The sequence below is a fragment of the Rahnella inusitata genome, assembly GCF_965118895.1.
Lineage (GTDB): Bacteria > Pseudomonadota > Gammaproteobacteria > Enterobacterales > Enterobacteriaceae > Rahnella > Rahnella inusitata_A.
Genome location: NZ_CBCPJJ010000027.1, coordinates 89,071 through 102,650, shown reverse-complemented (window position 1 = coordinate 102,650; position 13,580 = coordinate 89,071). Strand labels below are relative to the sequence as shown.

At 49.8% G+C, this 13,580-nt stretch carries 10 protein-coding genes; 7 read left to right on the top strand and 3 right to left on the bottom strand.

Annotated elements, in window-relative coordinates; translation table 11 throughout:
* From ACMHLI_RS21955 to ACMHLI_RS21935, 5 genes are all read left to right on the top strand, one after another.
* Positions 1-958: type VI secretion system Vgr family protein (locus ACMHLI_RS21955; RefSeq protein WP_413531315.1), on the top strand; the 958-nt coding region annotated here is incomplete at its 5' end.
* 22 nt (positions 959-980) lie between these two features.
* Entirely contained in the window at positions 981-2,270 is a 1,290-nt protein-coding gene (locus ACMHLI_RS21950) for a DUF4123 domain-containing protein (protein WP_413531314.1), read from the top strand.
* Positions 2,270-2,959 (top strand): hypothetical protein, encoded by a 690-nt coding sequence (locus ACMHLI_RS21945; protein ID WP_413531313.1) that lies wholly within the window; start codon positions 2,270-2,272, stop codon positions 2,957-2,959. The genes ACMHLI_RS21950 and ACMHLI_RS21945 overlap by 1 nt, the downstream gene beginning before the upstream one ends.
* Positions 2,940-3,404 (top strand): hypothetical protein, encoded by a 465-nt coding sequence (locus ACMHLI_RS21940; protein ID WP_413531312.1) that lies wholly within the window; start codon positions 2,940-2,942, stop codon positions 3,402-3,404. The genes ACMHLI_RS21945 and ACMHLI_RS21940 overlap by 20 nt, the downstream gene beginning before the upstream one ends.
* 82 nt (positions 3,405-3,486) lie before the next feature.
* Positions 3,487-3,756, top strand: coding sequence for a PAAR domain-containing protein (locus tag ACMHLI_RS21935; protein ID WP_413531311.1), 270 nt, complete (start codon positions 3,487-3,489; stop codon positions 3,754-3,756).
* 288 nt (positions 3,757-4,044) lie between these two features.
* On the opposite strand, the gene ACMHLI_RS21930 is transcribed toward ACMHLI_RS21935, so the two are convergent.
* The 3 genes from ACMHLI_RS21930 to ACMHLI_RS21920 are packed head-to-tail and all read right to left on the bottom strand — an operon-like array spanning position 4,045 to position 7,778.
* Positions 4,045-6,534: a fimbria/pilus outer membrane usher protein gene (locus ACMHLI_RS21930; RefSeq protein WP_413531310.1), complete on the bottom strand. Its 2,490-nt coding sequence runs from the start codon at positions 6,532-6,534 to the stop codon at positions 4,045-4,047.
* Between the two features lie 10 nt (positions 6,535-6,544).
* Positions 6,545-7,243, bottom strand: a complete 699-nt coding sequence (locus tag ACMHLI_RS21925; RefSeq protein ID WP_413531309.1) for a molecular chaperone — start codon at positions 7,241-7,243, stop codon at positions 6,545-6,547.
* Positions 7,244-7,292: 49 nt separating this feature from the next.
* Positions 7,293-7,778 carry a hypothetical protein gene (locus ACMHLI_RS21920; protein WP_413531308.1) on the bottom strand — a complete coding sequence of 162 codons (486 nt, stop codon included), beginning with the start codon at positions 7,776-7,778 and terminating at the stop codon, positions 7,293-7,295.
* A 734-nt stretch (positions 7,779-8,512) separates the two neighbouring features.
* On the opposite strand from ACMHLI_RS21920, the gene pqqU reads away from it, so the two are divergent.
* Entirely contained in the window at positions 8,513-10,666 is a 2,154-nt protein-coding gene (gene pqqU / locus ACMHLI_RS21915) for a TonB-dependent receptor PqqU (protein WP_413531307.1), read from the top strand.
* Positions 10,667-10,852: 186 nt separating this feature from the next.
* The gene (locus ACMHLI_RS21910; RefSeq protein ID WP_413531306.1) at positions 10,853-13,252 is read left to right on the top strand and encodes a glucose/quinate/shikimate family membrane-bound PQQ-dependent dehydrogenase; all 2,400 of its coding nucleotides are present in this window, start codon (positions 10,853-10,855) and stop codon (positions 13,250-13,252) included.
* Positions 13,253-13,580: the final 328 nt, after the last annotated feature.

Here is a 13,580-nt window from a genome sequence, read left to right as displayed (position 1 = left end):
CATCGACGGCCCGCAAATCGCCATCGTCACCGGCCCGCCGGGGGAAGAAATCTTCTGCGACGAGCACGGTCGCGTGCGGGTGAAGTTCGCGTGGGATCGCTATAACAAAGCTGACAACTACAGCTCCTGCTGGATCCGCGTTTCACAGGCGTGGGCGGGCACCGGCTTTGGCAATATCGCCATCCCGCGCGTCGGGCAGGAAGTGATCGTCGATTTCCTCAACGGCGACCCGGATCAGCCAATCATCACCGGCCGCACCTACCACGCCAGCAACCGCTCCCCCGGAAGCCTTCCGGGCACCAAAACGCAGATGGCGATCCGCTCGCAGACGTACAAAGGCAACGGCTACAACGAGCTGATGTTCGAGGACGCAACCCGGCAGGAACTTCTGTCGATGCATGCGCAGAAGGATATGCGCGTCACCATACTTCATGACCTGACGGCTTCGATAAAAAATGATGAAAAACGCCGTATTGACGGCAAACGGACAACGCATGTCGTTAAAGATGAGCATGTTTATGTTGAGGGGGAGAAACGCGATCATTTTGTCAAAGACTATTCCTTGTCACTGGATCAGCAGTTTCATCTGAAAGTTGGCGATGCAATGCTGGCTGAGGCAGGTAAAGAATTTCACTTCAAATCGGGCTCAAAAATTGTTCTTGAAAGCGGTTGTGAAATCACGCTGAAAGCGGGCAGTACTTTTATTAAACTGGATCCTTCGGGGGTTACTCTCAGCCCGATGTTGAACGTTGGTGCAGGGATACCCGGCAGGGGCAGCGGCTGGGCTGGCCAATTCCCAGACCAGCTGACGGGAAACCATGACGCATCGCCGGCGTCCGCTCCTCCGCCCTTCAGTCCGTTAATAATGTCAGATAACCAGCGTCAGTCTTTGCAAAATGAAGAACCGTTTTGTGAGGAATGTGAAAAATGCAAACAACAGGGAGGGTGTTCGATCTGATTGATCGTCCGCATAAACTCACATGGAAAAATCATACACACGACTCAGTATCAACGACTGGCTTAACCTTCATCCCGGCACACATCGGCTTTATGCCGTGTTGTCGGGGCCTGGAATATCTGAGGCTCTCGCACAGTTTTATAAACGAGATGGGCGTTCAACGCCTGAAGGACTTTGGCTCAACACGCCGTGGCAGGAGTGGCACAGCGTAATGCCGTATCTGGTGCCATTGCGTGCTGACAGCCTGTTTCTCAACTGGGTCGCCGAAACGTCAGTTACTCACTGGGGATGGCTGGCATTGTCTTCATATCCTCAGCAACAGTTGGCCGGACAACTTAAAAGCATGACTAAAGTGAATCTGCACGGGGAGAAAGACGTTTTTTTCAGGTTTTGGAATGGTGATTATCTCTCTTCCGTTCTGATGTCCTCAACGGCGGAGCAACAAAGAGATCTGATGCAAGGTTTTGCCTCAATATGGACCTGCAAAACCGCAATTGATTTACCATCCTGTACTGAAATTCACCCAGTGACTTCCCCTGTCACACTGACGCTGACGCTGACACAACTGAATTCGCTATATCAACAAAAACAATCCCAGCGCTGGCAAATGTTAAGGGACTATTTTGTACAACGTTATCCTAAACGTAGCCGAAGTTTGGGAGAGCAACAAACTCAGTTATTTATCACGCTCATGCTGGATAACAGCGGTAAATACGGAATAACCCGCAACGATCAAACCAGACAATATCTCGACCTGGCACTCATGCTGGGTAGCTATTTTGATAGCGATCCGATGCTGGCGCCTTGGGCAAATGTACGACTAAAGAATGCTGCGGAGGATGTCACCAGCCTTGATTTACTGAGAGACGATTTAGCACCAGCTTTGCAAAAGAGTATGGGAAATGACCTGTCAGTTTATTTGATGCGTTTAAACGATCTTGCCGGTCGTGACGTCGATAATCTTACGGTAATTACTCACGAGGCAGATATTCCAAATGTCGTCAGGGGTTACTATCCAGAACGTCATGAGCAATTAGCCGAAGGTACACTCCAGCGATTATATCATAACTCACTCCCACTTTATTACCAATTTGGATTCTTCAACCTTACAAGCCATAGTATATTACTCTCATTGCAGTTGTTCTTAGGCTATCAGGTGTTTAGCGATCCGTTATATCCGTGGGTAACGAATTTAGTTACGGAAAAAGAAAGGGTGGCAGAAAATAACCGGTTACGTGAACTTTTATCTTATGCAAAAAAGAGAATAAACAAGGAGATTGTAATGGTCAATAAATCATTGGAGAAGAAATAATGTGCGCTACAGATGGAATTATTTACCCTGGCTTTCCTTACAAAAATAAAGATGATAACTCTATTATTTTACCTGATATTGAGGAGCAGATGGGTCATATAACTACAGAGTGTCTAAGGACATTGGTTGTATTCATCGGTGGTGCTGCAGATGATGACTATCAGCCCATGTTAAAAGGTGTGTTCTCAAGGTATGCTCAGGATTATGGTCAAGGTAAAGAACGTAAACAAGATGTTTGCTATTCCGAGCATGGTGGAGGGAACGTCCCGCCTGTAATGCAAAAGTGGCACGATGCAAATCAGAAAATTGTATTGGTCGGCCACAGCTGGGGAGGTGACCGGGTAATCTGTTTGGCAGAAGACAATACAAGTATCCCCATTGAATTGCTGGTAACGCTTGACCCTGTTTCAAGAGGTAAGAGCGGTAAACAAACAAAACCCGTAAATGTTAAACGCTGGATGAATATATATGTAGATTATAAATTTGCTGATTACAGTAGCCCGAATGATATTGCACGAGCTGGTGGGGCCTGGGAAGAATGTTCATGTGCTGATATGAACAAAGCAATTAATGTTGGAGAGATTCAAAATGAGAGTGGAAGAAAAATAATTTCAAAGATAAACGATTACGGACATGCAGATGCAGATGTAATGTTTAGTGAAGTGATTGGTGACGTCAATGTTATGTAAGAAAATTCATATCTTAGTTTGCTCTATGGCATTATCTGGTTGTATGTACGGTGATATGAATAAAAGGTCAATTGAACATTTTAGTGATGATGCAGAAATGTATTGTAAAGCAACAACAGGTAGGGAATGTGAAAATTATAGTAAATGCTATGAAAATGTATACTCGAGCTACCCAGTAAAATTCCTTAGAAACAATTTATTAATGTATTCTGTGATAAAAAAAGAGAATAATGCCAGCAGCCACAAGAATCTAATGGCGGATGTGCACGATAAGTTTGTAAGGTTAGAAAGGGAAGGACGAACCGACTTGAGTAAAGAATACAGTTACATGCTCTATGCTCACAACTATTGTGCGATTATCATGACGGGTGAAAAGTATGATATTTCAAAATACGAGCCATACATAAAAGAAGAAATTAGGCGGAAGTTTCAAAGCAATTTATAAGAAGAAGGAGTGGCGAGTAGAAAAATATGCCAAAATTCGAACAGATACCTTGAAATATTTAAATATAATCAGGAGTTAAACTATGCCATATTTACCCGTAATCCTTAAAGGTGACAAAACCACCCATGGTGGTACCGTTTTAGAAGGATTTGAGCAGGTAACATGTTTGGAGATTCCCGTGGCAGGCATCGGGCATAAGGTTGCCTGCCCGATGTGCAAAGGAATATTTCCCATCATGGAGGGAACGCCGCAGATTTCATTCAGTGGTGTAGCTGTAGCTGTCGCTGTTGAAGGGATGGAAACCGCCTGTGGCGCAAAGTTAATGGCTTCACAGCGGATTTTCACCGCATAAATATGTTAATGGCTGATAATTGCGCCGCCATAATTGTGGCCGACCAGAATCGTCAGACCATTTTGCATCGCCAGAATACGTTTGCTCGCAGCCTGAGAAGCGAAACGATAATGCATGGCAAATACCTCGTGGAGTCGGAAATAACATCAGGGTGTACAGCCACGATGCGCGCCGGGCTCTGACAGCAGCGTGACGTACTGATGACATAAACGACATTGATTGCCTGTTGTTTCGGTACTCCTCATGTTGAAGCTCGGTATCAATGCGGCACGCGCGGGTGAATTACCATTACCGGCATTCAGTCTTTTGCACATACAACCCGCTATGGACGGTGGCGTCTTTTTTGTTGAATTTCACCCTGCATTGATTTGTATCGCTAATTCTGACCGTAAGTATTTGCCCGTCTTTGACGCCGCTGACATACATTTCGCCGTCACTGTTAGCGATGCTGTTGGCGTCGGTGGTCAGCGTTGAGCCAAAGGGCAAAGGTTTCCCGTGCCGCGTGAGTTCGAAAAGCACCCGATAACCCACGCGGGTTTGGAACTCGGCTAAAGCCAGCGCACCGTGGGTTGGGATCACCGTTTTTTGCGTATCCAGTATTTCGGTGTGATCACCAAAAGAACCGGCGTCCAGATGCACGTTGCTTTGGCGATATGCCTGCGCGGTGGGAACGATAGCGTGACCACTTCGATCGGTCACCACGTCCCGCCGGTTTTTGATTTTAATCCCGGAACTGCCCTCGGTTTTAACCAACACGGCGGAGGTGGTTTCAGAAAGTGTGTTTGGCGCGAGGGTGATGCCATAAGGATGTGCCACTACGGCACTTTTCCAGCGCCATTGATAACTCTGACTTTCATTATTCAAGTTGCTGTAACCCAACATGCCTTGCCCGACCGGTGAGGAATAGGTCGCGCTGATGGCCTGACTCTGGGTGTGACGCCCGCTGGTGGTGCGGTCAACGCTCTGAGAAACGTTGTAATCCAGCGGAAAGTCTTTGGCAGAACCTGTCACACGACTGGTCAGCGAATTATTGCCACGGCTGGACTGCGTGTAACTGTTGTAAAGCCTTGCTGAAGGAGCATTTTTCGAGAAAATGCTGAACGGAATACTGACCGTGGCGCCCATAATATTTTCTGTCACTTGCGTATAGCGGTTCTCACTGCGGTTCGCACTGAGCGTCAGTGAGGAACCCAGGACTTGTGTGTTCCAGCTTGCTGAGTAACTCAACCGGTTGCTCTGCTTATTGTAATATTTCTTGTCATAAGCGCTAAGCCGCAACGTACCCCAGTCAGCCAGATTTTGCGTGGCGGAAAGAGAGGTAGTGCTTTTTACCGAATTCTTTTTAGATGTCGTGGAATACTTGTTGATGTCGTCGAAGCTGTAAAAACCAGTGGTGTAGTTTGCCCGCGTCAGGCTCAGTTGAGTCTGAGTCGGCAACAGGTACTTCTGATAACTCAGCTGCGTAAAATAGCCTTGCTTGCCGCTGCCATCGGCGAGCACAGATTTTGCGCCGCCAACCAGCGGCGTCAGCGATCCCAGATTCCCTAAGTTAAGGCCCATGCCAAGCGCGGCGTGTTGATAGTCTTCACTCAGCAAAGCACCGCCCAGTACAGTCGCGGTGTTACTCGCGCCATATATCAGTTCACCCTGCACGAAACGTTTTCGCGTATCACGATGAGTCACGTCGCGGGAACTGCCGTCTGACCAGGTATCCGTATCATTATCATGCTGCCCGATGCTCAGGCTGTATTTCATATTTCCGGGGCGCAGCAACGTGGCCGATGTGGAGACCGGAACGGTGAAGGTACGCACGGTGCCATCTTCTTCCGTCACACTGACTTCCAGCTCTCCGGCATTGGACACGTTGACATCGCGAAGAACAAAATCTCCCGGTGGCACGAAGGTCTGGTAAATCATGCGGTTGTTCTGACTCACCTGAACGGTGGCATTGCTTAATGCGGTGCCCTGAATTTGCGGCCCAAAACCATTCTCCCGGGAAGATTGCATTGCGGAGACCGATTCCAGTTTGGCGCCGATAAAGCGAAAACTGTCGATGACCAGCCCTGTGGTTTCCGTTTCCCCTGCACTGAATCGTGATAGCAGGCTCTGAATGTCGCGGCTGATCCAGGTTTTATCGGAAGTAAAATCCGAAGAGTTTGCGGTTTTCTGATAGTAGCTTTGGTTGCGCAGTCGCCATGCACCCAGATTTACGCCGTTAGTCAGATTTACGTACTGGTTTTCACTGTCACGCCCGTTCTGGCGTTTGGTCTGATAACCACTGGCATTGATGTTAGTGAAAACCATCGGGATCCCATGATCCCATTCCTGCGGCAACGTTTCGCCTTTCGGCAGCAAATAATCAGCGGGCACGGTAATGTTGAGGCGTCCGGCCAGCACATTGGCTTCCACACGGGTTCCCGGCAGCGTCTTAGTGATGTCTGTTACAGGCTGATCGTCTGTCAGGTTTTTAATGGCTGGCAAGGTGTGGGTTCTGAGCTTCATTTGCTGCAGCAACTGCCGGGTCAACTGCGGGATAAATTGTTCCCCTTGCTGGAGGAATACCACGTTCTGGTGCGTGACAAATTTCCGGTTCACATAAATGTTGACCGGATAACTGCCTGGAATTTGCTTTCCCGCGCTCATGCGTAAGTTACTATCCAGATGACGTTTTTCCTCTTCGCTGATCTTCAGACTGTTGAGATCGAAGAATGCGTCATCTGCCCATGCCAGCGGGGAGGTCAGCGTGCAGGCCATCCATAGTCCCGTTCTAATCTTCACACTTCAGTTCTCAGGGAAGCTGAACGGAGCGCGGCGTGAGCAGGGCTCCACGATCGCCGATGGCCGTCAGCGTGACATTGCGTAGCGTGACGTTGTAGGGCAGCGTGACGGTTCCTGAGGGTGGAACCGTCCCCATAGCAGACAGATCGTTTGCACTGAGACGGGCACCGTTGAGCGAGATCTGACCGATATTGACGTAATAGGGGGTAGGATTCGTTAACGTCAGATACTTACCGTCGGTTTTGATCTGTAATTTTTGATATGCCAAAGCAGCATCGTGATCGCTAAGTGATGCAGGGCGGTAGATAAATTTAATGATGCTCCGATTATTCACCACGAGTTTGGCACCTTCTGCATCCGTTTGTGATGGGATGCTTAAGATATTCAACCGAAACAGCGTTTCTTTGTCCTGAGCAAAGCTTTGTCTACCGGAATTAATTACCCGTAAGTTTGCTGAGCTGTTTTGTGTCATCTTGAATAGCGGAGGTGTCAGTAAAAAAGGTGATGGCGTCAGTTTGTTGTTATTAACGTCAGACAGCCAGGTCTGAACAAGGAATGATTGATTTGATGCCGTATTTCTCATAGTAAGCGTGGCTTCTTTCTGTCCTTCCTTGAATATAATACGGCTGGAGGATAATTGTACAGCGGCACTCACGCTCATGGATGAGCATAATAATAGCGCGGTAAGAATACTATTACGTTTCTTCATTATGTCATCAACCGGGGAAATAAAGGCATATTTCCCCGGTTATCCCTCATCAGTTGTAGGAGTGGGCTAACGTCAGCGTGAAGGTATGATCTTCGACCGCATTGGTGTGGGTGATACCTGCCTGAGGTGTGATTTGATAAAACAGAGTGGCAGTGGAACTGCCGCCAGCATCAGCCGTGCTGCCGGTCAGTGCAACTGTTTCACTGGACGGGTCAGCGTAGGTTCCCTCTGTGGATCCAACAGCCATGCTAAGTGCCGCTGAGCTGGTAGTCAGAGATTCGACGGAAACCAGAGGTGTTTCACCTGCGGCGCAGTTCTCAAGCGTCAGTTCCAGTGAATCACTGACCGAGGCCGCGCTGATGAAATCATTGTAACTCATTGCCTCACGCTGATGAGTCAGGCTGTCGGTTGCGACTGAGCACATGCTGGCGGTAATTTCCTGGGTGATATTCAGCGTATCTGCCGCTAAGACAGGGGCTGACATCATTGCGGTGGTCGCCAATAGCGGTGTGAACATGACAGCGAGCTTTTTCATATAAATACTTTCCTTTACTAAGGTATCTAAGACTACGTGTATAAAAATAAGACCTGGTGTGGTCGCTTAAAATATATTCATGCATGATTTTATTTTCGACATAATGAGTATGCCAGTGAATATCTGCGTGAAATTTACTGATCACCTGCAAGAAGTTTTAATTAATCTATAAATGAATATCAGTATTATTATCAGCGTGGTGGTGATAATTAATTCCCCTTTCAGACTTCGGGGGAAGAATAACAATATTAACCCTGTGGCGCATCCAAAATAGATTATCTTCTTTTTTGTTTACCTTTCATTACTTAACTTAAGGCATTTCTCTCAAATGATGTTTTGTAGTTAACTTTGTTGTTACGAGACGTAGTTATTTTCGTTTATGTCCCTGGGGAATATTCTCAATCTCCTTATAAAGTGGCGAAAAGCCTTAACATATACGATGCTCAATAAGTGCGCACTGCTTGTAGCGGTCAGGATGACTGACCCTGAGCAGGGATATCGGAAGATGAAAATCCGTTTCAATGCACCATGCGTGCGGAATTTTGTTAAAAAATTACATTCGTAAAGTTACGTATGTACTAACAGGAAGAAAATAACTATAGTTAGCACCTTCCTGATTCACCATCAGATTGATGGTTTTTTGTCTACTCCTAAAGTCTAAAAGTGAGATGTGCGTCGTATTTTAGCGCGACCCTTAAGCTCCCACTTTTAGCTAACAAGAAAGAACGCCTAAAGTGAACGCCAAAACCTCTGCTTTTATCATCACCTTTTTGTCATTTTGTAGCCCTGTTTCAGTCAGTTACGCACTGTCAGCCACCGATACGCCGAAAAGCGACACCGACGACACTTCAGACTCGTCTTCACTGATGATCATCAAAAAACAGGGTGCAACCGGCCTGTCCGAGCTGGACACCCCGGCGGCGGTAAGCGTTATCGACGGTGAGGATTTCCGTAACAGTAAAGCGCAGGTCAATCTCTCCGAAAGCCTCGGCAGCGTGCCTGGCTTACAGGTGCAGAACCGTCAGAACTATGCGCAGGATTTACAACTTTCCGTTCGTGGCTTCGGCAGCCGTTCGATGTACGGCGTGCGCGGCGTGCGAATTTATGTTGATGGTATTCCGGCCACTATGCCGGACGGGCAGGGGCAGACGTCGAATATCGATCTGAACTCGGTTGAGCGCGTTGAAGTTCTGCGCGGGCCGTTCTCGGCACTATACGGTAACGCCTCCGGCGGCGTAGTTAACGTTGATACCCAAACCGGCACGCAGCCAGCTACCCTTGAAGCGGGCACCTATTTCGGCAGCTACGGATCCTTTCGTAACAGCGTTAAAGCCAGTGGTGCAACCGGTGACGGTACCCACGCGGGCGATGTGAATTACCTGATCTCCGGTTCGCGCTTCACCACCGACGGTTACCGCGATCACAGCGGTACGCAGAAAAACCTCGGTAACGGCAAACTGGGCGTACGTATTGATGACGCCAGTACCCTGACGCTGATGTTCAACAGCGTCTCCGTTGATGCTAACGATCCGGGCGGCCTGACAGAATCCGAATGGCACGATAATCCGAAACAGGCGACGCGCGCCGATCAGTACAACGCCCGTAAGAGCCTCGATCAGACACAAGTCGGTCTGCGCTACCAGCGTCAGATGACCGAAAATGACGAATTCAGCCTGATGACTTATCACGGCGAACGTCACACCACGCAATACCAGACCATTCCGGCCACGGCGCAGAAAAATCCTCTTAACGCGGGCGGCGTGATCGTGCTTGAACGTAAATACTCCGGTGTCGATACCCGCTGGAAACATGATGACCAGATCGGCTCCGTGCCGTTCTCGGTCACCGGCGGTGTGGATTATGAAACCATGACCGAGCGCCGTTTCGGTTACGAGAACTTCAACGACCAGGGTGATTTGGGCGTGAAGGGCAACGAGCGCCGTAACGAAAAGAACGTGATGTGGAACCTCGACCCGTATCTGCAAACCACGTGGAATCTGACGCCGCGCTGGACGCTGGACGTCGGCGCGCGCTACAGCACGGTTAACTTCGATTCCACGGATTACTACATCACCGGTACTAACCCGGATGACAGCGGTTCGCGCCGTTATCACAAGCTGCTGCCGATGGCGTCTTTGAACTACGCGGTGACACCGGCGCTGAACACTTATATCTCTGCCGGTAAAGGTTTTGAAACGCCGACAATTAATGAACTTTCTTACCGCACCGATGGCAACTCTGGCCTGAACCTTGGCCTGCAACCGTCAACCAGCAACACCGTCGAGCTTGGCAGCAAATGGCGCGTCGGCAATGGGCTGGTGACCGCCGCCGTCTTCCAGACCGATACCGACGATGAGCTGATCGTCGCGCAAAGCGCCGGTGGACGTTCGAGTTATACCAACGCCGGAAAAACCCGTCGTCGCGGGCTGGAACTGTCATTAGATCAACAGATTGAAGAGAACTGGCGTGTGAAAATGGCCTGGACCCTGCTCGATGCGACCTTCCGCAATGAGACCTGTGGATCCGGCGACTGTACGCCTGCGGGCAATCGCCTTCCGGGTATCGCCCGTAACATGGGCTACGCTTCATTAGAGTGGGCACCGGTTGATGGCTGGCACGCCGGGGCGGATGTCCGTTACATGAGCGATATTGAAGTGAATGACGAAAACAGCGAACAGGCTGCCGCGTATACCGTGGCAAGCGTGAACGCGGGTTATCGCTTCAACTGGGACAAAGTGACGCTCGACCTGTTCACCCGCGTCGACAACCTGTTTGACAGAAATTATGTCGGATCGGTCATCGTTAATGAAGGGAACGGACGTTACTTCGAACCAGCGCCGGGCAGAAACTACGGTGGCGGCGCGACGCTGTCTTACAGCTTCCAGTAAGTTCGTATTCGTAAAGTACAGGATTTTCAGTCAGTAAAAGTAAAGCACCACGCGACGCTGCCAACGGCCTGCAATTATCAAAGCCCGGCAGCGTACGCACGGAATGACACCCGGTGAAAACCGGATGTTCTTGAAGATTTAGCTCACCCTAAATCGACGATTATAAAATCAGTAAGGTCATCAACTATGGAAACGAAAGCCTCGTTATCACGCATCGTCGTAATAATTACCGCTTTGTTCGCCGCGTTAAGCGGGATTTATCTTCTTGTCGGCGGTATCTGGCTGGCAAAATTAGGTGGTTCTCTTTATTACATAATTGCCGGTGTGATATCGCTGGTTACTGCGTGGCTGCTGTTCCGCCGTCGCTCTTCTGCATTACTGCTTTATGCAATCTTCCTGTTTGGCACCACGGTGTGGGCCGTCTGGGAAGTGGGCACAGACTTCTGGGCACTGACGCCGCGTTTAGACGTCACCTTCTTCCTGGGTCTGTGGATTTTATTGCCGGTTGTTTACAACCAGATGCTGGCCAAAAACGCCTTCGCACGCGGTGCACTGGCGCTGTCACTGGTCTTCACCGTGGCGGTACTTGGTTACTCCATCTTCAACGATCCGCAGGTGATCAACGGCACGATTAAAGCCGCTGACTCTGCGCCGGCGAAATCTGATTCCGGCATTCCTGACGGTGACTGGCCTGCCTATGGCCGTACTCAGGGCGGTACCCGTTACTCGCCGCTCAGCCAGATCAACGATCAAAACGTCAGTAAGCTCGACGTGGCATGGACTTTCCGTACCGGCGACCTGAAAACGGCCAACGATCCGGGTGAAATCACTGACGAAGTGACGCCAATTAAAATCGGCGACATGCTGTACCTGTGTACGCCGCACCAGAAGCTGTTTGCTCTGGATGCCGCGACCGGTAAAGAGAAGTGGAAATTCGATCCGCAGCTCAAGCCGAACCCGACCTTCCAGCACGTGACCTGTCGTGGTGTGTCTTATCATGAGACCACACCTGCCGCAGAAGGCAATGCAGCGAACGGCGCAGCACCTGCTGTGTGCGCACGCCGCATCATTTTGCCGGTCAACGATGGCCGTCTGTTTGCGCTGGACGCTGAAACCGGCGCACGTTGCCCGGCATTTGGTAACAACGGTGAACTGAACCTGCAAAGCAATATGCCTAATGCAGTGCCGGGCCACTACGAACCGACTTCACCGCCAATCATCACCAAATCTGTGATCATTGTGGCCGGTGCGGTCACCGATAACTTCTCTACCCGCGAGCCTTCCGGTGTTATCCGTGGCTTCGACGTCGAGAGCGGTAAACTGCTGTGGGCCTTCGATCCGGGTGCGGCTGAGCCAAACAAACTGCCAGCAGACGGTGAGCACTTCACACCAAACTCCCCGAACTCATGGGCGCCTGCGGCTTATGATGACAAACTGGATCTGGTATATCTGCCAATCGGCGTCGCGACACCGGATATCTGGGGCGGCAACCGTACTCCAGAAATGGAACGTTTTGCGAGTGGCCTGCTGGCGCTGAATGCCTCCACCGGTAAACTGGCCTGGTTCTACCAGACCGTCCATCACGATCTGTGGGATATGGACGTTCCGGCGCAGCCAACGCTTGCGGATATCACTGATAAATCCGGCAACAAAGTTCCTGCGATTTATGTACCGACCAAAACCGGTAACATCTTCGTGCTCGACCGCCGTGACGGTAAGCTTATCGTTGATGCGCCAGAGAAGCCTGTGCCACAAGGCGCGGCGAAGGGCGACCATGTTTCTCCAACTCAGCCATTCTCAAAACTGACGTTCCGTCCGGAAGCCAAACTGACGGGCAAAGACATGTGGGGCGCAACGATTTACGACCAGCTGATGTGTCGTGTGATCTTCCACAAACTGCGTTATGAAGGCACCTTCACACCGCCATCCGAGCAGGGCACTCTGGTCTTCCCAGGTAACCTCGGGATGTTCGAGTGGGGCGGTATCTCCGTGGATACCGATCGTCAGGTAGCTATCGCTAACCCGATCGCACTGCCGTTCGTGTCTAAATTGATCCCGCGTGGGCCGGGTAACCCAATCGAGCCAGACGCTAACGATAAAGGCGGTTCCGGTTCTGAGTCAGGTATCCAGCATCAGTACGGCGTGCCATTTGCCGTGACGCTGAATCCGTTCCTGTCTCCGCTGGGCTTCCCATGTAAACAGCCTTCATGGGGTTACATCTCCGGCGTTGATCTGAAAACCAACGACATCGTGTGGAAAAAACGTATCGGCACCGTGCGCGACAGCTCACCGCTTCCGTTACCGTTCAAAATGGGTATGCCAATGCTTGGCGCACCGATTTCCACTGCCGGTAACGTGTTCTTCATCGCAGCAACCGCAGATAACTACCTGCGCGCGTTCAACATGAGCAACGGTGACAAACTTTGGGAAGCAAGACTGCCAGCGGGCGGCCAGGCAACCCCAATGACTTACTCTGTGAATGGCAAGCAGTACGTTGTTATCGCAGCCGGTGGTCACGGTTCGTTCGGCACCAAACTGGGCGATTACATCATCGCTTACGCACTGCCAGACGCTGACGCTAAATAACTCACCGTCACACGTTCTGACATATGCTCTGCAATCTGAGGCCGCGAAAGCGGCCTTTTTTTTTACGTATCTATTACAAGAGAGAGATTCTGAACTCTGAGGTTCAGTGCTCTTAATCCCTTCCAAGCTGAATGAGTTATCGCGCTTAACATTTCACTGGCCGCCATTTGTGCTGATGATTTTTTGCACAACCCCGTCCTGACTGGAAAATCTCCGGGTAAACGCAGTTTTGTGTCAGATTTATATAAGTATTTTATAAAAATGACATTAATAATATTAATATATAAAAATCATTTCGTTCCTCATTATATTATTTTTATATTAATTT